A 22,486-nucleotide genomic window follows, 5' to 3' on the forward strand; every position below is an offset into this window, starting at 1 on the left:
TCGCGATGGTCCAGGTGTGGGCGAGTCTAGGGGGCACGACCCGATCCCGTCTTGCACTGACGCGCAACGGGGCCGGACTGACGCGAAATTCAGCGGCCCGTGCGATAGGCGCTGGGCGTTCTCCCGAAACGCTGGCGAAAGCAGCGCGCGAAATAGGCACTGTCGTTGAACCCCATGTCGAAGGCGATCTCGGTCACGCTGGTCGCCGGGTTGCTGACCAGCATTTCCGCGGCGCGCTCCAGCCGCTGTTCGATGACATGGCCGACCGGCGTCGTTCCCATCGTGGCGAAAACGTTCTGCACCGTGCGCGCGCTGATCCCCAATTCGCCGGCGATGCTCGCGGTGCGGAGATCGGGGTCGCCGAGCCGGGCATTGACCAAGGCGAGGACGCGTTCGCGCGTCCGGCTCGCCCCCGGCGCCGGCGGCGCCGTCGGCGCGACGTTGATGGCAAGCGCGACGAGATCCGCGAACACCGACGCAACGCCGGCCTGCCAATCGGGATCGGCATGGCTCTGGTCGCCCTGATGCCACAATGACAACAGGAAATCGTGGAAGACCCTGCCGCCGGCGCAAGCGCCCGAAATGGCGGTACCGAGCCGGTCGTCGAGCCGGCGGATCTTGTGCTCGATCAGCCGCCGCGGAAATTGCACCACCATCAACTCATGCGTGTGCGGGAGATCGATCTTATAGGGTCGATCGGTCGACATCAGGATGAAATCGCCGGGCGCCAGCGCCGCTTCGCGGTGATCCTGGCGGTGGTTGCTGATGCCGCGTCGCTGCAGGTGAAGAACGATCTGCTCCTCGTCGACCGCGCGATCCGCCGCGCGCCCGACCTGCGCGGGATCCGACCGCGGGCGGATCATGTCGAGATCGCCGACTTTCCATCGCCACATCTCGGCGACGAAGTCCGTCTTGGCGGTGTTGACCCAGGTCCCCGTATAGACCCGATCGACGACGTCGTTCCAGAATGGCAGGCGCTCGGCCGGCGCCAGGCTGAGCGTCTCGTATTTCTGTACCGCGTTCATGTGGCTGCCTCCCGCAACTCCGCGCCGCGCCGCGCGGCGACGATCCGCGGCGCCGTCTCGCGCAACCCCATGGCGACGATCCCGGCTACGATCGTCAGGCCGAGCATGATCCAGAGCGGCGCGGCCAGGCTGGTCGCGTCGGCGGAGCGCCCCGCGATCCAGGGCGCCAGCACGCCGCCCAGCACTTCGCCCGATCCCATGCTCAGCCCGAGCGCCGTCGCAACGCGGCGCGGATCCACGCTTTCCGACGGCACCGTCGCCATGAACAGGGGGAAGATGCCGTTGAGGCCCCAGCCGAAGAAGAAGAATATTGCCAGGAGCCAGGGCGATCCGGCAAAGAACATCGCGCCCAGGGGCAGGATGACCCCGATCAACGGCATCGCGATCATCACCGGACGGCGCCCGATACGGTCCGACAGGCCGGAGATCGCGAAGCTGCCGATCGTCGCCGAGATGCCGAGCGTCCCCATCAGCCACTGCATCGTCTCGGGCGGATAGCCGCGCACCTCGGTCAGGTAGAGCGGCATGAAGACCCAGCAGATGACCAGATACGACACCAGAATGACCGACAGCAGGCAGCACAATAAGACGTTGCGCTCGCGCAGCACCGCCCAGGGCGACTCCTTGTCGACGGCGTCATCCACGATATGCGCGGGGGCCTCCGGTTCGCGGATCAGCAACCAGATCATCAACGCGCTGACCAGGCCCGGGATGCCCGCTAGATAGAAAGCCTGCCGCCAGCCGAAGGCGGCCGCGAACGATACCAGCAACACCGGTGCGACGAACGAGCCGAGCAGGTTCGACCCGAAATTCTGCGCGATGCCCTGTGCGAGGCCGCGCCGCGCGGGAGATACCTCGCTCGCTACCATAGCATGGCTGATCGGCATCACGCCGCCCTCCGCCGCGCCCATCAGCAGCCGCGCGCCGAGCAGCAGCGCAAAGCCCTGCGCAAGCCCGGTCAGGAACGAGCAGACCGAAAAGATCAGCGTCGAGAGTACGAGCAGCAGCTTGCGGTTGCCGGTCCGGTCGGACAGCCGGCCGATCCCGAACGCGGCAAGCGCCCAGGTCAACGACAAGGCGCTTTGGAAGATTCCCACCTGCTCGTTGGAGAGCCCGAGATCGGGTTTGACGAACGGCATGAGGAAGTTGAGCGAATTGCGATCGAAGAAGACGATGCCGAAATTCAGGCTGAGCAGCCCGACCAGCAGCACCTGGTACGACCCGGATCGGTTGCTGGCCTTGCTAGCCATCAAGCCTTCCTCTCCATCCCTGTAGTGCCACCGTCTTCCGGACGAACCGGAGCGGCCGCTCTTTTTGTACGCAGAGCATACAATATCCCTCTTCTTCCCACAAGCCTGCCGGATCAGGCGAATGGCCGGATCGGATCCTTGCCGTCCCAGCCGATCGAGGCGCGCCAGAACGCCGTGAACGCGGTGTCCATTCCCGGCGTCGCGGGGATCAATTCGACGAAATGCGGATGCGTATCGCCGCCGTCGAGATAGGCGACATGGCTGCCGGTCGGCACGCTCGCGGTGAAGGCGAGCGAATAACCACGCGCCAGGTAGGCGGGGATTTCGGCATCGACGTCGTCGCAGGCAATCCCGACATGATGGAAGCCATGGCCGCGCCGCTCGACCATCTCGCGATAGACCGAAGGGTGATCGTCCTTGGGCTGGATCAACTCGATCTGCATGTGGCCGGCAAAGGCCATCGCGATCCGCACATCGGCCCGCGACGGCGCGCCGCGATAGACATGGTCGGCGCCCGTGAAGCTTTCGAGGAGAAACCACGGCCCGGTCCGCGTGTCGCGCACCCACCAGTCGATCGCCGCCTCCATGTCGGGGACGATATAGGCCATCTGGGCGATGCCGCCGACGCGCTGGCCGAAGCCGAGCAGGCGCCCTTCGACATCACCCGGCACGGATCGGCACCCGCGCGATCGGTCGATGGAAGCGGTGCGAAGGCGGATTGGCCATGTCGATCAGCTCTCCGTCGCCTCGCATTCACGGCGATGGCGTTGAAGGGCATCCTAACGGGCCGCCCAATTCGGTCTTGGACTGGCGCGCAGCGGGATTGGACTGCTGCGAAGAAATCGGACGGGGCCGGACGGAATTCCCTATTCCGTCCAGGGCGCCACCTCTCCCTTCGCGACCTGTGCCGAATTGGTCAGGATGAAATTGTCGAGCACGTCGATCGCGTCGGGAAAGGCCTTGCGCACGCGCGCTTCCAGCTCCTTTGAATCCTTCGACGCGGCCGCCAATTTGGGCCAGGCGGTGAGATAGGCGCGAGTGAAGGCCAGACCGCTGGCATCGTTGGGCAGTCCGGGCTTCGAATGGCCGGGGACGACGGTCAGCGGATCCAGCTCGGCGAGCCGGTCCAACGATGCCGACCAGGCCGCGACGTTCGCCGCGCGATGTTCGGCGAGCCATGGGAAGACCTGGTTGAAAACAAGGTCGCCTGCCACCAGGGCCCTGATCGACGGCACCCATAAGGCGGTCGCGTGAACGTGATCGCCCTCCATCGGGCCAAGAACCTTGATCTCACGCCCTTCGAGCAGGATCGTATCGCCATCGAGCGCTAACGGGGCCGACGGGTGAACGGGCCCGTTGCGGCCCAACACCGGGCCCCAGCGCTTCATCTTGTAGGGAAGCGAACGCCAGATGTCCGCCACGACGACCGGATTGGCCACAATCTTGGCTTCGGGAAAAATGTCCTGGATCACTTCCATCGAAAAGAAGTGGTCCGGATGGTCGTGGGTCACGAAGACATAGGTCAGGCGCTTACCGCTTTCGAGCACCATCGCGGCGAGCCGATAGGCATCCGCCCGCGTAAACGGAGGGTCGACCAGCACGGCATCCTTGTCGCCGATGATCAGGGTGGAATTGGCGTACAGCGATCCTTCGCTGGACCGCAGCACTTCCACTCGCAGCGGCTTTTCCTGAGCCGTCGCGGGACAGGCGGCGAGTATGAAAAACGCGGCAAAGGCATTCAGGATAAAGCGCATCTGCATCCTCCGTTCTTGATACGGCGCCCGCCGCCGCGTTCGACGCGGCTCAGTCGACGCGGATCACCACCTTCCCGAACAAGTCCGGTGAGGACTGATATTCATATGCCTGCCGCGCCTCGTCGAAGGCGAAGACGCGGTCAATGGCAGGCTCGATGCCGGTCGCGTCGATTGCGCGGTTGAGGGCAGTCGCCATCGCCGCCGACCCGACGAAGATCCCGCGCAGGCTCGCCCCCTTCAGCATCAACGCGTGCGGCGCGGTCTCGCCCTGGCGCGTCAGCACGCCGATCAGCGCGACCTCACCGTTGTAGCCCACCGCGGCCATCGATTGCTGCAGCGTTCCGGCGCCGCCGACCTCGACGACATGATCGACTCCGCTACCCGCCAGCCCTGCCGCCGCCGCGCCCCAGTCGGGCGTGGTCCGGTAATTGATCGTCTCGTCGGCGCCGAGCGCGCGGATGCGCGCCAGCTTCTCGTCCGACGACGAGGTGGCGATGACCCGGGCACCCGCCGCCTTGGCAAGCGCCAACGCAAGCAGCGAGACACCGCCAGTGCCCAGCACCAGCACGCTGCGCCCCGGCCCCACCGCATGCCGCCCTTCCATCAGCGCGTTCCACGCCGTCACGCCAGCGCAAGGCAAAGTTGCCGCTTGTTCGAACGACAGGCTTTCGGCGAGCCGCACCACGCCGCGTTCGGGCAAGGTGACATATTCGCTGAGCATGCCCTTGGCGGGCGGTGCGCCGAGCGCGACGCCGGGGGCAGGGTTGGGCGGCCCGGCCAGCCAGTTCTGAAAGAATGTGCTCGCGACACGATCGCCGGGCTGGTAGCCGGTGACGCCCTCACCCACCGCTTCCACCGTGCCGACACCGTCCGACAGCGGGGTCAGATCCTGCGCGATCGTCCCGCCGAAATACTGGCCTTTCACGATCATCTGATCGCGATAGTTGAGCGAGCAGGCGCGGACGCGGATCAGCACTTCGCCCGGCCCCGGCTCGGGCTTGGCCGCCTCGATCATCGTCAGGTCGTCAAGCGAGCTCGCGCCGGCGGCCAATCGCCATGACTTCATAGCGCCTCTCCTGGTTTGTACGCCTGACAAACTGTCGCCGGATTGTATGATAGGCAAGCAATTAACATCGCATCCCTGGCACGCCGACGCTAGCGCCTTGATATGAGATACAAATCGAAAGCGGCCCATTCCGTTGGGAGCCGATGCCTAGCCAGCAACAAGCCGATTTCCTTCGAGTTCTCCCGTGGCGAATTTCGAATTTCTTCCACGAACGGGAGCCACTGCGGAAAAATCGCCCAGCTACACCTACGTCCGCTCGCGCCTCGGCGGTCCTAGCAGCGCGGGCTCGAAGATCAGGGCGCAGATCAGCGTCCAGATCAACGAGATCATCAGAATCTCGCCCATACTAGCCGTGCCGGGATGATGCGACAGCCAGAGGCTGCCGAACGCGGTGCCGGTGGCGAGCGCGCTGAACATGACCGCGCGGGCCAGGCTCGACTGGAGCAGCCCCGTTGCCCCCGCCCGCCACGCCATCACGAAATAGATGTGGAAAGCGACGCCCACGCCGAACAATAACGGGAAAGCGATGATGTTCGCGAAGTTGATCGGCTGGCCGATCAGCACGCAACTACCCAAGGTCAGGAAGATCGACAGCACGACCGGCGCTAGCGTGAACGCCACCTCGCGCACGTTGCGGAGCACCACGAACAGCAATGCGCTCACCAGCAGGAAGGCAAGAATACCAGCCTGGACGAAGGCGCCGGCCACGGTATTGGCCGCGGCCTGGGTCGCGACCGGCAAGCCCGATATCGCTGGCGTCACACCGGCAACGGCGGCCCGGAAGCGGCGGATCACGCCATTGTCGTTGCTATTGCCGCTGGGAAAGACCTGGAGCCGCACCCGCCCGTCGGGCGTGACCCAGTCGCGAGCCAGCTCGGCCGGGAGATCGGCGCGGGTGACGGGCGCCGCCTGCAAGGCAAGCCGGACCTGGGCTAGCATCACGTCGAGCGGCCGGGACACCGCTGCATTCATCGCGGTGCGTTTTTGGGGCGAGCTTCTGGCCAACCGGTCGAACAGCATCGCAAGCCGCCGGACGTCGCGCGCGCCGGGTTGCTTCCCCTCTCCGGCGACCGCGCGCAGCTTAGCAGCACTTTGCGACAGCGAGGCGACCAGGTCGGCATCCGTCGGCGGTGGTGCGATATCGAGCGGATTGATCGTCACATCGAGCAACAAGGCCGCGTCCTGGATGATCGACAGCTTCGCCTGCTGGTCTTCGGGCACGAAGCTGCCGAGCGAGATCACCCGCGCAACCTCGGGCAGCCGCGCGAGCTTTCCGGCGATCGATCGAGCTTCGGCCGGATTGGCGGCGAGGACGTCGATCGTGTTGGGCGTACGGTCGGGATCGCGCGTCAAATCGGCCAAGGCCCGCATTGCCGGTGCGTCGGGATTGCGCAGGTGTAGCGGGTTGAAGTCGAAGCTCACCCAGGGAAGGATGGCGATGCTGGCGACGAGCGCGATCGCGAATCCCCACAGCACCATGGCGCGCTTGCGTTCCAGCCACCGGTCGACCGGCGCGAGCATGGCGAATCCGACGTCGCCGCGCGGTTGTCCGGGACGGAACAGCATTACCAACGCCGGCAGCAAGGTGACGCTCAGCGCCAGCGCGACGATCATGCCCAGCCCGGCGATCACGCCCAGTTCGGCGATACCGATATAAGCGGTCGGCAGGAACGCGCCGAAGCCTAGGAAGATCGCGCCCGCCGCCAGCGTGAGCGGAGCGCCGAGCGCGATCGCGGCCTGGCGAAGCGCCGCATCGGACGGGGCGCCGACCGCACGCTCGGCATTGTAGCGGACGCAGATCTGGATACCGAAATCCACTCCCAGCCCGACGAACAGCGGAATGAACGCGATCGAGATCAGATTGAAGCGGCCGACCGCGACCAGCCCCGCCGCCATGGTGACGAGCAGGCCGAGCACGATCGTCGCCAGGATCGCGGCGACCAGGCGCGCGGACCGTGTCGCGAACCACAAGGTGAGCAGCATCGCCGCGAGCATCACCAGTCCGACCAGGCCGATATTCTCCTGGAGCGTACCGAATTCCTCGTCGGCCAGCGGCACCTCGCCGGTCAGCTGCACCTTTACGCCATGCGCGGCATCGAGCCCGAGCGCGGCGGCGGCCGTCCGGACCGCATCGCTCGCCGCCTCGCCCGACATCAGCGCGCTATGATCCAATACCGGCTGGGCGAGGATCAGCCGTCGCCTCGGCGGCGCCAATGCCCCCTTGCCGCTCGCGAACAGCTTCTGCCAGGAAAACGGCTTCGGCTTGCCGGCCAGCACGCCGTCGGCGGCATCCCCGAGCGCACGGACGGGCTTGTCGATCCGGTCGAACGTGACCTGGCCCGCTTCGACTCCGTCGGCGATAGTCGACAAGGCGCCGGCTACGCCGCGCAGGCTGGGGTCAGCGGCAAGCGGCCCGAGCATCGGCTGCGCTTCGACCAGCGCGGCACTGGTATCGCGCACATCCTGTTCTGAGCCGAACAACAGGCCTTCGCGCCCCAGGAAATCGCCGCCGTCGGGCCGAGTGACCAGCCGGAAATGCGCCTTGTCGGATGCCAATCGAGCGGCGAGCCGAGCCGCGCCGTCCTCGGCCAGTTCCGGGGTGGCGCCGTCGACCATCACCAGCATCACGTCGCGCAGTTGCGGGAACGCCTGCTCCATCGCCCGTTCCCGCTGCCGCCATTCGACATTGGGAGAGATCAGTTCGGCGGTGTCGGTGGTCATCGCGAAACGATCGACGGTGACCAACAGCGCCATCGCGGCGAGTACCAGCACCAGGATGACCGTCAGCCATGGGCGGCGTACGCTAGCCGCGACGATTGGCGTGACCGGGGACCGCACGATCAGCGCGCCGACGGACCTTTGGCGCCCATGAAATAGCGCAGGTTCAATCGGATAGTCCGGGCATTGCCGTCGAAGGCGAACACCGCTTCGGCGAATTTGGGCGGGCCGAGGCGGATCTTGGCATCGTTCGAGAATCCGACGCCCTCCTTCGGGATGCCGAACAATGCCCGATCGACCTCGCCATTGCCGTTCTCGTCGAGAAAGGCCTGCACCGCGTAGCGCCCCGCCGGCAGGTTGGCGACCGTCACGCGAGTGTCGCCCAGCCTGGCCCGCGCATTCCCCGTCCAGGGACAATTATCCTTGAGGAATTGCGCCTCGGGACAGACGTCGACATGGACATTGCCCTTGGCGATGCGGACATTGCCAATTTCGATCGTCAGAACGCCATGCGGGGGTGCCACTGCCGCCGGCAAGAACAACAATGCGGGGAAAACCAACACCAATCGCCTCATATGCGCTGGCACTCCGCGATCGCGCTCGCCTCGTTATAGCGCAGCGCCTTGAGCACGTTGTCGACGATGGCATCGGCATCGAGCCCGGCCTGGGCATATTGCAGCTCGGGCTTGTCCTGGTCCTGGAAGAGGTCGGGCAGACGCATGGTGCGCAGCTTGAGGCCACCATCGATCAGCCCGGTGTCGCTCGCCATCGTCAGCACGTGGGCGCCAAGTCCGCCGATCGACCCTTCCTCGATCGTCACCGCCACTTCATGGGTAGTGAGGAGACGACGGATCAGCTCCTCGTCGAGCGGCTTGGCGAAGCGCAGGTCGGCGACCGTGGTCGACAGTCCCTTGGCATCGAGCGCRTCGGCTGCCTTCAAGGCTTCCTGCAAGCGCGTGCCGAGCGACAATATCGCTACCTTCTTGCCTTCGCGGACGATGCGACCCTTGCCGATCTCGAGCCGCTCGGGCGTCTCGGGGAGCGCGACACCAACTCCGTTGCCGCGCGGATAGCGCACCGCGATCGGTCCGCTGTCGTGGAGCGAAGCGGTATGCGTCATGTGCACTAGCTCGGCCTCGTCGGCCGCCGCCATCACGACGAAGTTGGGGAGCGTCGCCAGATAGGTGACATCGAAGCTGCCGGCATGGGTCGCACCATCGGCCCCGACCAGGCCGGCGCGGTCGATCGCGAAGCGGACGGGCAGGTTCTGGATCGCGACGTCATGGACGACCTGATCGTACGCCCGCTGCAGGAACGTCGAATAGATCGCGCAGAATGGCCGCATGCCTTGTGCGGCGAGACCCGCGGCAAAGGTCACCGCATGCTGTTCGGCAATGCCGACATCGAAGGTGCGGTCGGGGAACGCCTTGGCGAAGCGGTCGATGCCCGTGCCCGAGGGCATGGCGGCAGTGATCGCGACGATGGTCGGGTCGCGTGTCGCATCCTTGATCAGCTGGTCGGCGAACACGTTCTGGTAAGCCGGCGGCCCCGGCGGTGCCTTGGCCTGGGCGCCGGTGATCACGTCGAACTTCTGGACACCATGATATTTGTCGGCCGCTGCCTCGGCCGGGCCATAGCCCTTGCCCTTCTTGGTCACGACATGGACCAGGATCGGACCGTGCTCGCTGTCGCGGACATTCTCCAGCACCGGGATCAGATGGTCGAGATTGTGCCCGTCGATCGGSCCGACATAATAAAAGCCCAGTTCCTCGAACAACGTGCCSCCGGTGACCCAGCCGCGGGTCAGTTCCTCGGCCTTTTGCGCGGCATTGTGGACCCGACGCGASACCTTGGCGGTGATCCGCTTGGCCAGGCTCCGCAAGCCCAGATATTCGCTCGAACTGACCATCCGCGCGAGATAGGCCGACAAGCCCCCGACCGGCGGCGCGATCGACATGTCATTGTCGTTGAGGATGACGACCAGCCGGTTGCCCGCTCCTTCGGCATTGTTCATCGCTTCATACGCCATGCCCGCCGACATCGCGCCGTCGCCGATCACCGCGATCGCCTTGCCGGGTCTCCCCGCCAGCTTGTTGGCGATGGCGAACCCCAGGGCCGCCGAGATCGAGGTCGAGCTATGCGCCGCGCCGAACGGGTCGTATTCGCTCTCGGAGCGCTTGGTGAAGCCCGACAGCCCGCCGCCCTGGCGAAGCGTGCGGATGCGGTCGCGTCGCCCGGTCAGGATCTTGTGCGGATAGCATTGATGCCCGACGTCCCAGATCAGCCGGTCGTCGGGGGTGTTGAACACATAATGGATCGCGGTCGTCAGTTCGACCACGCCCAGCCCCGAGCCGAGATGCCCGCCCGTCGTCCCCACCGCCGAAATCGTCTCCGCGCGCAACTCGTCCGCCAGCTGGCGCAGTTGCTCGGGCTTCAGGTTGCGAAGATCCGCCGGCGTCGAAACAGTGTCGAGCAGCGGCGTCGAAGGAAGATCAGCCATCGGACCGCCTTACCCCAGCGCCCGGTTCGTGTCGATTGATCGAGTTATCTGAGCCATCTGATCATTGCCGGATATTGCTCGCCGTCATCGGCTGTACGGCGCGCGAGTCCGTAATATTGCAGCATCGGGACGCCCAGGAAGCGGCCCTCGGCGAAATTCTCCAGGATGGCCTGGCCCCCTCCTCGATAGCCAAAGTCATGAAACACCACGCGCGGATCGATCCCCGCCGCCAGTGCTGCTGCATAGGACCAGCCCATCGCGGCCATCTCGTCGCCACCATTGCCGTCAAACTCGCTGACCGTCGGGCGCAGCTCCGGATCGGTCACGGCAATGTGTCCAGCTTCGTGCAGCAAGTCGCCCGGATATTGCAGGCGGTCGGGATCATAAATCAGCCGTCCATCGCGCACCGCGATCGCCGGCAGGAAGCCGTCTTCCGGCAGCGCCGCCGTCTCGACGGCAATGCCGACGCCGCGAATGAAATCGATGATCGTCGCCAGGGTTTCGGCATGCTCCATGGCCCGCGACGATAACCGGACCCAGGATTGACTCCAAGCGCGTTCTGTCAGATATTTCTGTTATGACAGAAATTACCGATGAGTCGAACCAGCTACCTCCTGCAGTGCTCCAGTTCGTGCTGCATTGGGGAGAGATGGGCGGGCAATGGGGCGTCAACCGCTCGGTCGCGCAGATCCATGCCTTGCTCTACCTCAGCGAGCGACCGCTCCATGCCGAGGAGATGAGCGACATGCTCCGCATCGCGCGTTCCAATATTTCCAATTCGCTCAAGGAGCTGATGGGCTGGAAGCTGATCCGCCGCGTGCCGGTGATGGGCGACCGCCGCGACCATTACGAGGCGGAAGTCGATCTGTGGCAGATGCTGACTCGCATCGCCCAGGGCCGCAAGGAGCGCGAGATCGATCCGGCGGTCGCGGCGCTGCGTACCTGCGCCGACACCGCTGCGCGCGATCCCAGAATCGGCCGCGTCGCGCGCCAGCGGATCGACGACATGCGCGACTTCGTGATGACGATCGACGATTGGTACCAGCAGATGATCGAGGTGCCGCCGAGCCGGCTGATGATGCTGATCGGCATGGGCAAGCGTATCCTCGCCTTTCTGCCCAAGGCCAAGAAGGACACCTGAACACAGGGGATCGATCATGGCGACGCTGGCAAACGAGGTGACGGGAGCGGGATATGCGGGATGGCGGCGGAATACCGCCCGGCCGTCAGCCTTTGGCACGAGCCAGTTCGCGCGATTGTTGCCGCCTGGACATTGGAATGCCCTGCCCGCCGCCGTCCGCCATCGCTTCGAGCGCAAGGCAACCGCCAGCGCCGCGATCACTTATGCCGGCGAAGTGGTCGAATGCCGGATGACCGCGGCGGGCTGGCTGTTGGCCCAGGCCGCGCGGTTGATCGGCGCGCCCTTGCCGTTGGGGCGCGATACGGGTGTTCCAGCGACCGTCTGCATCACCGAGGATCGCGCCGGCAACGGCCAATATTGGAGCCGCAATTACGGCCGCGCCGCGGGTTTCCCGCAAGTCATTCAAAGCGCCAAGCGCTTCGCCGGCCCGACCGGGCTCGAGGAATATCTCGGCCATGGCATTGGCATCGCGTTGCGCCTGGCGATCGAGGACGGAGCCCTGCTGTTCGTCGGCGATCATTATTTCCTGCGCCTGTTCGGTGTACGGTTGCGCTGGCCACGCTGGCTCGCGCCCGGGGCATTGGTGATCCGGCATCAGGATATCGGCAGCGGCCGGTTCGTCTTCGCGCTCGACCTCGTCCACCCCTGGTTCGGCGAGCTGCTCCATCAGGTCGCCTTGTTCACGGATCCAATCGAACCGTGAGCAAGACGCATCCCATCATCGTGTTCGACGCCGAATGCCTGTTGTGCTCGGCCAATGCGCAATTCGTGCTCAATCACGATCGGCGCGGCCGCTTCCTGCTCGCCTCGATGCAGGGGGAAGCGGGCAGCGCGCTCTATCGCCGGTTCGGGATCGATCCCGCCGACCCCGACACGCTGATCGTGGTGGAAGGCGATCGCGTGCGGCGCGACAGCAATGCGATCCTGGCGATCTGGGCCGGGCTCGGTTGGCCGTGGCGTGCGGGCGCGATGTTCGGCCTGGTTCCGCGACTGCTGCGCGACCCCGTCTATCGCTGGGTTGCGCGCAATCGCTACCGGCTGTTCGGCAGGCGCGACACCTGCTGGTTGCCCGACCCCACGTTCAGGGATCGTATGTTATGAGCCGCCCTCCAGTCGCTGAGCCAGGAATGAGCCTGCTCGCTTCCGGAGTGATCGCTGCGGTCACCGGTGGCATCGTCGCCGCGACGCTGGTTTGCTGGGGCAATAGCCGGGTCGATGTCAGCGCTTATATGGGAATGGTGTTCTTTTCGGTCATGATCGCGCTCTTCCTTGGCGGCCTTGCGGCCCCTCCGCTCGCCAAATGGATCATTGGCAGCGGATCGGTGAGCTGGGGAAGTTCGGCGATCACCTCGACACTCGCTGCTGCGTTCCCGGCCACGCTGTTCGTTCTCGTCCGCGCGCCCTTCGTAAGTTGGGGCGATGAGCCTTACCCCATCGCCGACACGTTGAACGGGCTGGCGATGCTCGCACTGTCCGGCACGGCGGCGGGTCTGGTCTTCCGAGCATTGTACGGCGCGCGCCCGATCGAGCCACGATGAGCCGCATACTGGTCATCGGCGGCTATGGCGGGTTCGGCGCGCGACTGACGCGACGGCTGATCGCAGCGGGGCATGACGTGCTCGTCGCTGGGCGCAGCGCCGACAAGGCGGCGGCGTTCTGCGCCTCGCTCGACCGCGCCGAGCCGGTCGTCGCCGATCGCAACCACGCCATTGGCCTCGTCATGGCGCGCCACCGTCCCGATCTGGTGATCGACGCCGCCGGACCGTTCCAGGGCAGCGGATATATCGTCCCCGAAGCGTGCGTGGCGATGAGCATCCCCTATCTCGACCTCGCTGACGCGCGCGATTTCGTCTGCGGGATCGGCGCGCTCGACAGGCAAGCCCGCGTCGCGCGCGTCGCGATCATATCGGGGGCTTCGAGCGTGCCTGCGCTTTCCGGCGCCATCGTGCGGCGACTCGCCGCAGACCTCACCCAGGTAGACAGCATCGAAATGGCGCTGAGCGCCTCGAACCGCGCGAGCGCCGGCAAGTCGATCGCCGAAGCGATGTTGAGCTATATAGGTCAACCGGTGCGCTTGTGGCGCGGCAAGCATTGGCAGACGGTGCACGGCTGGCAGGAACTGCGCCGCCAGCCGATGCTGGTGGGGGGCAGCGGGCTTCCTGGCCGCCTTGTCGGGATCGCCGATGTGCCCGATCACGCGATCGTTCCCGACGCGCTGCCCGGCCGCCCCGCGGTGACCTTCCGCGCAGGCACCGAACTCGATTTCCAGATGGCGTCGCTATGGCTGCTTAGTTGGCCGGTGCGTTGGGGTTGGCTCGGCTCGCTGCTACCATGGAAACGCGGATTGATGGCGCTCTATCGCGCCTCCGCCAGGCTGGGAGGCGACCGTTCCGGCATGACGATCACGCTCAAGGGCCGGCGCGGCGGCGCGGGCATCGAGCGGCGTTGGACGATCGTAGCGACCAACGGCGAGGGTCCCGAAATTCCGACGCTTGCGGCGGAGATTCTCGCCGGACGGATCCTCGCCGGCCAGGTCAAACCCGGCGCGCGCCATGCGTGGTACGAGTTGGAGCCGGAGGATTTCGAGCCCCTGTTCGCCAGGCTGGCGATCCAGCACGAGACCGTTGAGCGGGCGCTGCCGCCGCCGCTTTACCAGCGGCTGATGGGCGAGCGCTTCGGCGACCTGCCGCGGCTGGTCCAGATGATCCACGGCATCAGCGGCGATGGTGGTGCGGCGGGCGAAGGGGCGGTTGAGCGCGGTCGAAGCCTATTGGCCCGGCTGCTCGGTGGGCTGATGGGCATGCCGCCAGCGGGCAATTATCCGCTCCACGTTGGCTTTGCCGAGCGGGACGGGCGCGAGACCTGGACACGCGATTTTGGCGGAAACCGCTTCAGAAGCGAACTGAGCGCACGAAAGGGGCTGGCCGTCGAGCGCTTCGGCCCGATCCGCTTTGGCTTCGCGCTTCCGTCCGACGGCGACGGACTGAGGATGGAGTTGCGCCGTTGGAGCGTCTTCGGCGTGCGGCTGCCCCGCTTGCTCGCACCGCGGATCGACGCACGCGAATGGCAGGAGGGCGATCGTTTCCGCTTCGCCGTCGCGGTGTCCGCACCGCTCGCTGGGCGCATCGTCCGCTATTCGGGCTGGCTACAGCCGTTGGACGAAGCCGTACCGACAGCCGCCGAGCGACGGGCACCCGAGATGCCGCCAAAGATCGTCGGATCAAGCAGGGACGGACTTGCGGCCGAATGATCAGGATGGGCGGCCCGTCACCGGACCGCCCCCCTTCATCCGTTACCTAAGCGATCGGCTGCGCGATCAACATCTGCTCGTGATCGACCGAAACCTCACCCTTGATGAACGCCAGCAAATCGGCGTTGAACTTCTCGGGCAAGGTCTCGGCGAGGCCATGGGGCGCGCCGTCATAGATCTTGAGCGTCGCATTCGGCAGAATCTTGGCCGATTTCAGCCCAGCTGCGGCGATCGGTACGATCTGGTCGTCGCTACCATGGATCACCAAAGCGGGCACGCCGATCTTCTTCAAATCCTCGGTGTAATCGACTTCCGAAAATTCGCGGACGCAGTCGTAATGGCCCTTGAGGCCGCCGAGCATGCCCTGCAGCCAGAAATTCTCACGCAGCCCTTCCTGCACCGTCGCGCCGTCGCGATTGAAGCCGTAGAACGGCATCGACAGGTCCTTGTAGAATTGCGCTCGGTTGAGCGTACCCGCGCGGATACCGTCGAACGCCTCAATCGGCGTGCCTTCGGGATTGCTGTCGCTCTTGAGCATGATCGGCGGCACCGCGCCGACCAGCACGATCCTGGCGACACGATCGGTGCCGTGGCGCCCGCAATAATGAGTGACCTCGCCACCACCGGTCGAATGGCCGACCAGGATGATGTCCTTGAGGTCGAGTTGCTCGATCAGTTCCGCGAGGTCGTCGGCATATTGGTCCATATTGTTGCCGTCCCAGGTCTGGGACGAACGGCCATGGCTGCGGCGGTCATGCGCGATCGTGCGGAAACCCAGATGCGCAAAATCGACCAATTGCCGGTCCCATGCTTCCGACGACAAAGGCCAGCCATGCGAAAACAGGATCGGCTGACCCGACCCCATATCCTGATAATATATCGTAGTACCGTCGCGGGTAGTGATCGTCGCCATGATTGCCTCCTGTCGAATCGCCCGCCCCGGCCGTTTCAGAATGCCATCGAAGCGTCCGACAGGCGAGCCCGCAACCCGATGCGAACGCAAAAAAGGCGGCCCGTTGCCGGACCGCCCCTTCTGATCTTTGGCCGGATCGCCGAAGCAATCCGAAGCCGCCCGCGTCTTAGCGCTTCGAGAACTGGAAGCTGCGACGCGCCTTGGCGCGGCCGTACTTCTTGCGCTCGACGGTGCGGCTGTCGCGGGTCAGGAAACCCGCGCGCTTGACCGGGGTCCGCAGGATCGGCTCGAACTTGGTCAGCGCCTGGCTGATGCCATGCTTGACCGCGCCGGCCTGGCCCGACAGGCCACCGCCCTTGACGGTGCAGATCACGTCATACTGACCTTCGCGGCCCGCGACGCCGAACACCTGGTTGATCACCAGACGCAAGGTCGGACGCGCGAAATAGACTTCCTGGTCGCGGCCATTGACCGTGATCTTGCCCGTGCCCGGCTTCAGCCAGACGCGCGCAACGGCGTCCTTGCGGCGGCCGGTCGCGTAAGCACGACCGAACTTGTCGAGTTCCTGCGCGCGCAGCGGCGCGGTCTGGACCGGCTCGTCGATCTTGCCTTCGAGATAATCTTCGGCGCGCTGCTCGGCGGCAGCTTCGGCGGCCTCACCCTGCTGCTGCAGGACAGTGCCGAGATCGGAAAGCGACTGGCGCCCGTCGGTGTTGTTGGTGTCGACCATTATGCGCCCACCTTGTTCTTCCGGTTCATGCCGGCGATGTCGAGGACTTCGGGGTTCTGGGCTTCGTGCGGATGCTCGCTACCCTTGTAGATGCGCAAGTTGCGCATCTGATCGCGACCCAGCGGGCCGCGCGGAATCATCCGCTCGACGGCCTTTTCGAGCACGCGCTCGGGGAAGCGACCCTCGAGCACCTTGCCCGCGGTGATCCCCTTGATGCCGCCGGCATAGCCGGTGTGCTTGTAATAGATCTTGTCGGCCAGCTTCTTGCCGGTGAACTTGATCTTGTCAGCGTTGATGACGATGACATTGTCACCGCAATCGACGTGCGGGGTAAAGCTGGTCTTGTGCTTGCCGCGCAGCACATTGGCGATCACGACCGCAGCGCGGCCGACCACCAGATCGGTGGCATCGACGATGTGCCACTTCTTTTCCACTTCGTACGGTTTGACCGACTTGGTGGTCTTCATCAGCGCCTTCATGGGCTGTTGACCTTCCGGTTATGGCGTTAAAAACAAACGCGCGGCCCGTCACCGAGCCGCGTCCGTGGCGGGCAAATGCCGCCGGACCCCGCGAAAGTCAAGCAAAACCGGGCTTTTGCTGACGGGTATTATGATACCTGTCGATTAACTGGCCTGCCCGGCCCTTCAACCGGTCGTGTTCTTCACCCATGCCGCTACCGCCTCATCGACCGCGACTGGCCAGCGTTCGATCACGGGCAGCTCATAGCTGTGCAGCTGGCCGATCCGCGCCGCGACTTGCGTCGCCAGCTCGATCGTCGTCTTCGCGGTCATTACGGTCTCGGCCGCTTCCTGGGTCACATCCTCCCAGCGATAGATCGACGTGACCGGGACGAGCGAGGTGCACGCCGCCAACCGTTCTTCGAGCAGCTTGCGCGCAACCAGCGCGGCTTCGGCGGGATCGCCGAAGCTTGACTGGACGATAGCGATGTCGGTCATGCGCGCCTCCTGCCGATGGCATGGGCTCCCCATACCACGCTGATCACCAGCAGCGCGCCTACCAATTGGTGGAACGCGGCTAATGCGATGTTCACCTGGGTCATCACCGTCGCGATGCCGAGCAGGATCTGGATGCCGAACGCGCTGTGGATCGCGACCGAGGCCGGGCGATCGATCTTCCTCACCGCGCGAGCCAGCACGACCAAAACCACGACCACCACCCAGGCCCACCAGCGATGGATGAAATGGACGATCGCCGGATCGTCGGTCAGCAGATGCCCGAGCGATTCGCCCGACTGGCTGGCGCCGGGGAAGAAGGTCGAGAAGGCCCCGGTCATCCCCGGCCAGGTGTCGCTGACCAGCCCGGCGCGCAGCCCCGCCATCAGCGCGCCATAGAATAATTGCACGAACAGGATGACGCCGGCGGCCAGGCCGAGCCCGGTCAGGCGCGCGGGCCGGGAACGGCGATCACGTGCCAGCGCCTGCAGGTCGAGCGCGGTCCAGACGATGCCGGAGAGCGTGAACAAGGCGGTCAACAGATGCGCGGCGAGCAGCAACGGCGCCACCTCGGTCCGCACCGACAATCCCGAGCGCACCATGATCCAGCCGAGTGCGCCCTGCAGTCCTCCGAGCGCGAACAGGGCGACCAGCCGCCACCAATAACCGCGCGGAATCTGCCGCCGGACCGCGAACCATAAGAGCGGCAACGCGAACGCCATGCCGATCACTCGCCCAAGCAGGCGGTGGATATATTCCCAGAAGAAGATGCTCTTGAACCCGGCCAGCGTCATGCCGGCATGGATCGCCTCATATTGCGGAATCTTGCGGTAATTGGCGAACTCGGCCTGCCATTGCGCATCGGTCAGCGGCGGGATGATGCCGGTCAGCGGCTTCCATTCGGTGATCGACAGGCCGGATTCGGTCAGTCGGGTGATGCCGCCGACCACGACGATCGCGACGATCAAAACGGCGACGCACCACAGCCAAGCCGCGATGGCGCGCGGACGCTTCCGATTGGGAGAGAAGGAATTCATCGCGCGCCATTATCTGGTCGCGTGCGCGTTGTCGAAGCGGATGTGGTGACCTCGCCACTCCACCCAACCGTCATCCCCGCGAACGCGGGGACCCATCTCCGACGAGCGCAACAAACACTGCTGACGCAATGGTGGAGAGTGCACGAGATGGGTCCCCGCGTTCGCGGGGATGACGTGATTGCAATTAGCTGACGCACCTCTGAATCCGCCGTTCGACGGACTTAGTGCGAAAACTCAGTTCGCGGTCGTCCGCGCGCTCTGGCCGTCACCTTCGGGCGCGGCGACGATGTCGCGGGTGGTGCCGCCCTTGTCGACGATCTTGGTGTCGGGGTCGCCGGCGTCCGAGCGAATGCCCGGGCTGGCCGAATCGCCGCCGGCAGAATCGAGCGTGCCGTTCTCGGCCTGGCTCCGCGGGGCCGGGCCGCCGAACAGGGCATCGAGCGCCTGCGCAGACGGGTTATTGTCCTGCGGGCGAGTCACGCCCGGCTGTGGCGGCTGAAGCGAGAAATCGGGCGGCACGACCAGCGGCTGCGCGCGCGCGACGGCATATTCGTCGGGACGCGCGCGGTCGAACCCGCGATGGCCGCATCCGGCGAGCAACAAAGCAACGCCCGCCACGGCAACAATCGGCACAACCTTACGCATTCGATTTCTCCACGTCCGCTCCATCCGCTCGCGGCTTGTCGCGCACCAAAAGTGCCCGCGCGAGCAGGATGAGCACCCCCACCGTAATCGCAGCGTCGGCAAGATTGAAGTTCAAAAACGGCGACCATGCGCCGAAGTGCAGATCGGCGTAATCCTGGACATAGCCCAGCCGCACGCGATCGAGGATATTGCCGAGCGCGCCGCCGGCGATCATGCCCAGCGCGAACTGGTCCTGGCGATTGCGCTCGCGCCACATCCACACCAGCACCGCGACCGCGATCGCGCCGGTCATCCCGACCAACAGCCAGGTCGACGCCGCGCTGTCGGCGCGCAGGAAACCCAGCGACACGCCGTGATTATGGACGTTGCGCAGGGTGAAGATCGGCAGCACGATCCGCTCATCGCCTTCATAGGTCAGCCCGATCGGGCCGATCACCAGCCATTTGACGAGCTGGTCGAGGATGAAGAGCGATAGCGCGCTGATCAGCCCGATCTTGGGCAGTTTCCAGGTCACGAGAGAACTCCGGTGCAACGATCGCACAAAGCGCCGTCCGCCGTTACTTCGGGCAGGAGGCGCCAACAGCGACCGCATTTGTGATAGTCGGTGCGCGCGACCGCCAGCGGCCCCTTGCTCACCTTGGCGACGATGAACGCCTCGGCGAGATCGGCGGCCGACAGCGGCATTTCGGGCACGGTGACCTCGGCCTCGAGGCTCGAGCGGATCACCTTGTCGCGGCGGAACGGCTCGATCGCTTCGGTCACTTGCGCGCGCAAGTCGCGGAGCCCGGTCCATTCGGTCGCGACGACCTTATCGGCGGGGATCTTGGGCAGATCGGGCCATTCCAGCAGGTGCACCGAGTCCGCGTCGGGGAACCTCGCCTGCCAGGCTTCCTCGGTAGTGAAGACCAGGATCGGCGCGGCGTAGCGCACCAGCGCGTGGAACAGCACGTCGAGCACAGTGCGATAAGCGCGGCGCTTCAAGTCCGTCGGCGCATCGCAATAGAGCGAATCCTTGCGGATATCGAAGAAGAATGCCGACAGATCGTCCTGCGCGAAGTCGGTCAGCAGCCGCAGGTAACGGTTGAACTCGAACGCGTCGGTCGCCGCCTTCAATTCGACATCGAGCTTGCCGAGCAAATCGAGCACATAGAGTTCGAGCTGCGGCATGTCCTTGGGCGCGACGCGCTCGGCCTCGCTGAACCCATCGAGCGCGCCGAGCAGGTAGCGGAAGGTGTTGCGCAGCTTGCGATAGGCGTCGCTGGTCGTCGCCAGCACTTCCTTACCGATCCGCACGTCCTCGAAATAATCGACCGACGCCACCCACATGCGCAGGATGTCGGCACCCGATTCCGAGATGATCTTGAGCGGGTCGACGACATTGCCGAGGCTCTTCGACATCTTGCGGCCATTACCGTCGAGCGCAAAGCCATGGGTCAGCACCGCGTCATACGGCGCGCGGCCGCGCGTGCCGCAGCTTTCGAGCAGCGACGACTGGAACCAGCCGCGATGCTGGTCCGACCCTTCGAGATAGAGGTCGGCGCGCACGCCCTCCCCGTACCGCGCCTCGATCGTGAAGACATGGGTCGAGCCCGAATCGAACCACACGTCGAGAATGTCGTTCTGTGGCTCGAAGTCCTCGAGCTTGTAATCGGAACCGAGCAGTGCCTGATGGTCCGCGGTGAACCAGGCATCGGCGCCGCCGGACTCGAACGCCTTGACGATGCGATCGTTGACCGCCGGATCGCGCAGATACTCGCCGGTCGCGCGGTTGAGGTAGAGCGCGATCGGCACGCCCCAGGCGCGCTGGCGGCTGATCACCCAATCGGGGCGGCCCTCGACCATCGAGCGGATGCGGTTTTGGCTGCGCTCGGGCACCCAGCGCGTGCGTTCGATCGCGTCGAGTGCGACTTCGCGCAAGGTCGGCCCGTTGCCCACGGCATGGCCGAGCGACGGCATGAAGCCGGCGAGATCGCCCGGCTCCGGCAGGTCGATCGCGACCGCGGCGGCATTCGCGCTCTTCTGCGAGTGGTCCATCGGGATGAACCATTGCGGCGTCGCGCGGAAGATCACCTTGGCCTTGGACCGCCAGCTATGCGGATAGCTGTGGGCGAAATCGTCCGACGCGGCGAGCAACGCGCCTGCCTCGCGCAAGTCGTTGCAGATCGGCCCGTCCGAGGCGACGAACTTCTTGTTGATGACGCTGCCCTGCCCGCCCAGCCACAGCCAGTCGGGGCGGTAGAAGCCCGCGCCGTCGACCGCGAACACCGGATCGATGCCGTGCGCCTTGCACAGCAGGAAATCGTCCTCGCCATGGTCGGGCGACATATGGACGAGCCCGGTACCCGCGTCGGTGGTGACGAAATCGCCGGCCAGGAACGGACGCGGCTTGGCGAAGAACCCGCCGAGCTTGTGCATCGGGTGGCGCGCGACGGCGCCGGCAAGGTCGGAGCCCTTGATCGGTTCGCCGGCGCGATCCCATTTGAAGGTTCCTTGCGGACCGAGGTGCTCAAGCGTTTTCTGCACCCGGTCCAGGAAAGGGATCATCAGTTCCCGTGCGACCAGAAACTTCTTGCTCGCGAATGGGTAAGCCAGGTCGTTGTCATCGCCATATTCGACGACAACGTATTCAACCTCCGGCCCGTACGCCAAAGCCTGGTTGACCGGGATCGTCCACGGCGTGGTCGTCCAGATCACCGCATGCGCGCCGACCAGCTCTGGCGCATTGGGCGCCTCGGTGATCTCGAACGCGACGTCGATCTGGGTCGAGACGACATCCTCATATTCGACCTCGGCCTCGGCCAGCGCGGTCTTTTCGACCGGCGACCACATCACCGGCTTGGCGCCGCGATAGAGCTGGCCGCTTTCGGCGAACTTGAGCAATTCGCCGACGATCGCCGCCTCGGCGTCGAACTTCATCGTCAGATAGGGATCTTCCCAATCGCCCATCACGCCCAGGCGCTTGAACTGCACGCGCTGCACCTCGACCCATTTGGCGGCATAGGCTCGGCATTCGGCGCGAAACTGGTCGACCGGCACCTGGTCCTTGTCGAGCTTCTTGTCCTTATATTGCTTCTCGACCTGCCATTCGATCGGCAGGCCGTGGCAGTCCCAGCCGGGCACATAGGGCGCGTCCTTGCCGAGCAAGGACTGGCTGCGGACGATGATGTCCTTCAGCACTTTGTTCATCGCATGGCCCATATGGATGTCGCCATTGGCGTAGGGCGGGCCGTCGTGAAGGATGAAGCGCTTGCGCCCCGCGCGCTGCGTGCGGAGCTTGCCGTACAGATCCTCGCTCTCCCAGCGCGCGAGAATCGCCGGCTCCTTCTGTGCCAGGCCGGCCTTCATCGGGAAGTCGGTCTTGGGCAGGAAGACGGTGTCGCGATAATCCGCGGTGCTGGGCGTTTCGTCAGTCATAAGTCGGCGGGCATTAGCGTGGGAAATATCTCACGTCACTACAAACTCCCCTCCCTGCAAGGGAGGGGCCGAGGGGTGGGTGGCGAGCGC

22 protein-coding genes are annotated in these 22,486 nt (G+C 65.3%); 5 read left to right on the forward strand and 17 right to left on the reverse strand.

Annotated features, from left to right (window positions below; translation table 11 throughout):
• Positions 1 to 89: 89 nt before the first annotated feature.
• From AC1DRD_RS08720 to AC1DRD_RS08760, 9 genes are all read right to left on the reverse strand, one after another.
• The gene (locus tag AC1DRD_RS08720; protein WP_478041077.1) at positions 90 to 1,025 is read right to left on the reverse strand and encodes a helix-turn-helix domain-containing protein; all 936 of its coding nucleotides are present in this window, start codon (positions 1,023 to 1,025) and stop codon (positions 90 to 92) included.
• Complete coding sequence (locus AC1DRD_RS08725) at positions 1,022 to 2,275, reverse strand: MFS transporter (protein WP_478041078.1); 1,254 nt, start codon at positions 2,273 to 2,275, stop codon at positions 1,022 to 1,024. The genes AC1DRD_RS08720 and AC1DRD_RS08725 overlap by 4 nt, the downstream gene beginning before the upstream one ends.
• 113 nt (positions 2,276 to 2,388) lie before the next feature.
• Positions 2,389 to 2,946: a VOC family protein gene (locus AC1DRD_RS08730; RefSeq protein ID WP_478041079.1), complete on the reverse strand. Its 558-nt coding sequence runs from the start codon at positions 2,944 to 2,946 to the stop codon at positions 2,389 to 2,391.
• A 195-nt stretch (positions 2,947 to 3,141) separates the two neighbouring features.
• Positions 3,142 to 4,029: an MBL fold metallo-hydrolase gene (locus tag AC1DRD_RS08735; protein ID WP_478041080.1), complete on the reverse strand. Its 888-nt coding sequence runs from the start codon at positions 4,027 to 4,029 to the stop codon at positions 3,142 to 3,144.
• A gap of 49 nt (positions 4,030 to 4,078) precedes the next feature.
• Positions 4,079 to 5,095 (reverse strand): zinc-dependent alcohol dehydrogenase family protein, encoded by a 1,017-nt coding sequence (locus AC1DRD_RS08740; protein WP_478041081.1) that lies wholly within the window; start codon positions 5,093 to 5,095, stop codon positions 4,079 to 4,081.
• Between the two features lie 246 nt (positions 5,096 to 5,341).
• Positions 5,342 to 7,936: a hopanoid transporter HpnN gene (hpnN, locus tag AC1DRD_RS08745; RefSeq protein ID WP_478041213.1), complete on the reverse strand. Its 2,595-nt coding sequence runs from the start codon at positions 7,934 to 7,936 to the stop codon at positions 5,342 to 5,344.
• Positions 7,936 to 8,376 carry a DUF2141 domain-containing protein gene (locus AC1DRD_RS08750; protein WP_478041082.1) on the reverse strand — a complete coding sequence of 147 codons (441 nt, stop codon included), beginning with the start codon at positions 8,374 to 8,376 and terminating at the stop codon, positions 7,936 to 7,938. Before AC1DRD_RS08750 ends, hpnN begins: the two co-directional genes overlap by 1 nt.
• Positions 8,377 to 8,384: 8 nt before the next feature.
• On the reverse strand, positions 8,385 to 10,313 hold the full coding sequence (dxs, locus tag AC1DRD_RS08755) for a 1-deoxy-D-xylulose-5-phosphate synthase (protein ID WP_478041083.1): 1,929 nt from the start codon (positions 10,311 to 10,313) through the stop codon (positions 8,385 to 8,387).
• A 44-nt stretch (positions 10,314 to 10,357) separates the two neighbouring features.
• On the reverse strand, positions 10,358 to 10,828 hold the full coding sequence (locus tag AC1DRD_RS08760; protein ID WP_478031538.1) for a hypothetical protein: 471 nt from the start codon (positions 10,826 to 10,828) through the stop codon (positions 10,358 to 10,360).
• Positions 10,829 to 10,890: 62 nt separating this feature from the next.
• Between AC1DRD_RS08760 and AC1DRD_RS08765 the strand changes: the two genes are divergently transcribed.
• From AC1DRD_RS08765 to AC1DRD_RS08785, 5 genes are read left to right on the forward strand one after another with little or no spacing between them, the layout of a single operon-like run.
• Positions 10,891 to 11,454 (forward strand): GbsR/MarR family transcriptional regulator, encoded by a 564-nt coding sequence (locus tag AC1DRD_RS08765; RefSeq protein WP_478041084.1) that lies wholly within the window; start codon positions 10,891 to 10,893, stop codon positions 11,452 to 11,454.
• A gap of 16 nt (positions 11,455 to 11,470) precedes the next feature.
• Positions 11,471 to 12,157: a DUF4166 domain-containing protein gene (locus AC1DRD_RS08770; protein WP_478041085.1), complete on the forward strand. Its 687-nt coding sequence runs from the start codon at positions 11,471 to 11,473 to the stop codon at positions 12,155 to 12,157.
• Positions 12,154 to 12,555 (forward strand): thiol-disulfide oxidoreductase DCC family protein, encoded by a 402-nt coding sequence (locus AC1DRD_RS08775; RefSeq protein ID WP_478041086.1) that lies wholly within the window; start codon positions 12,154 to 12,156, stop codon positions 12,553 to 12,555. The genes AC1DRD_RS08770 and AC1DRD_RS08775 overlap by 4 nt, the downstream gene beginning before the upstream one ends.
• Before the next feature lie 26 nt (positions 12,556 to 12,581).
• Positions 12,582 to 12,992 (forward strand): hypothetical protein, encoded by a 411-nt coding sequence (locus AC1DRD_RS08780; protein ID WP_478041087.1) that lies wholly within the window; start codon positions 12,582 to 12,584, stop codon positions 12,990 to 12,992.
• On the forward strand, positions 12,989 to 14,704 hold the full coding sequence (locus AC1DRD_RS08785; protein WP_478041088.1) for a DUF4166 domain-containing protein: 1,716 nt from the start codon (positions 12,989 to 12,991) through the stop codon (positions 14,702 to 14,704). Before AC1DRD_RS08780 ends, AC1DRD_RS08785 begins: the two co-directional genes overlap by 4 nt.
• Before the next feature lie 46 nt (positions 14,705 to 14,750).
• Here the strand turns inward: AC1DRD_RS08785 and AC1DRD_RS08790 are convergent, their stop codons facing one another.
• The 8 genes from AC1DRD_RS08790 to ileS all read right to left on the reverse strand — a co-directional run bounded on the left by AC1DRD_RS08790 (position 14,751) and on the right by ileS (position 22,396).
• Positions 14,751 to 15,617, reverse strand: coding sequence for an alpha/beta fold hydrolase (locus tag AC1DRD_RS08790; RefSeq protein WP_478041089.1), 867 nt, complete (start codon positions 15,615 to 15,617; stop codon positions 14,751 to 14,753).
• A 166-nt stretch (positions 15,618 to 15,783) separates the two neighbouring features.
• Positions 15,784 to 16,347 (reverse strand): 30S ribosomal protein S9, encoded by a 564-nt coding sequence (gene rpsI, locus AC1DRD_RS08795; protein WP_478041090.1) that lies wholly within the window; start codon positions 16,345 to 16,347, stop codon positions 15,784 to 15,786.
• Complete coding sequence (gene rplM, locus AC1DRD_RS08800; protein ID WP_478041091.1) at positions 16,347 to 16,826, reverse strand: 50S ribosomal protein L13; 480 nt, start codon at positions 16,824 to 16,826, stop codon at positions 16,347 to 16,349. The genes rpsI and rplM overlap by 1 nt, the downstream gene beginning before the upstream one ends.
• Before the next feature lie 165 nt (positions 16,827 to 16,991).
• Positions 16,992 to 17,303 carry a divalent-cation tolerance protein CutA gene (cutA, locus tag AC1DRD_RS08805; protein ID WP_478041092.1) on the reverse strand — a complete coding sequence of 104 codons (312 nt, stop codon included), beginning with the start codon at positions 17,301 to 17,303 and terminating at the stop codon, positions 16,992 to 16,994.
• Positions 17,300 to 18,337, reverse strand: coding sequence for a COX15/CtaA family protein (locus AC1DRD_RS08810; RefSeq protein ID WP_478041093.1), 1,038 nt, complete (start codon positions 18,335 to 18,337; stop codon positions 17,300 to 17,302). Before AC1DRD_RS08810 ends, cutA begins: the two co-directional genes overlap by 4 nt.
• 234 nt (positions 18,338 to 18,571) lie before the next feature.
• On the reverse strand, positions 18,572 to 18,982 hold the full coding sequence (locus AC1DRD_RS08815; protein ID WP_478031524.1) for a DUF3035 domain-containing protein: 411 nt from the start codon (positions 18,980 to 18,982) through the stop codon (positions 18,572 to 18,574).
• Positions 18,975 to 19,496, reverse strand: coding sequence for a signal peptidase II (lspA, locus tag AC1DRD_RS08820; protein WP_478041094.1), 522 nt, complete (start codon positions 19,494 to 19,496; stop codon positions 18,975 to 18,977). Before lspA ends, AC1DRD_RS08815 begins: the two co-directional genes overlap by 8 nt.
• Positions 19,493 to 22,396 (reverse strand): isoleucine--tRNA ligase, encoded by a 2,904-nt coding sequence (gene ileS, locus AC1DRD_RS08825; protein WP_478041095.1) that lies wholly within the window; start codon positions 22,394 to 22,396, stop codon positions 19,493 to 19,495. Before ileS ends, lspA begins: the two co-directional genes overlap by 4 nt.
• Positions 22,397 to 22,486: the final 90 nt, after the last annotated feature.

The organism is Sphingomonas sp. P4_G2, from assembly GCF_056401155.1.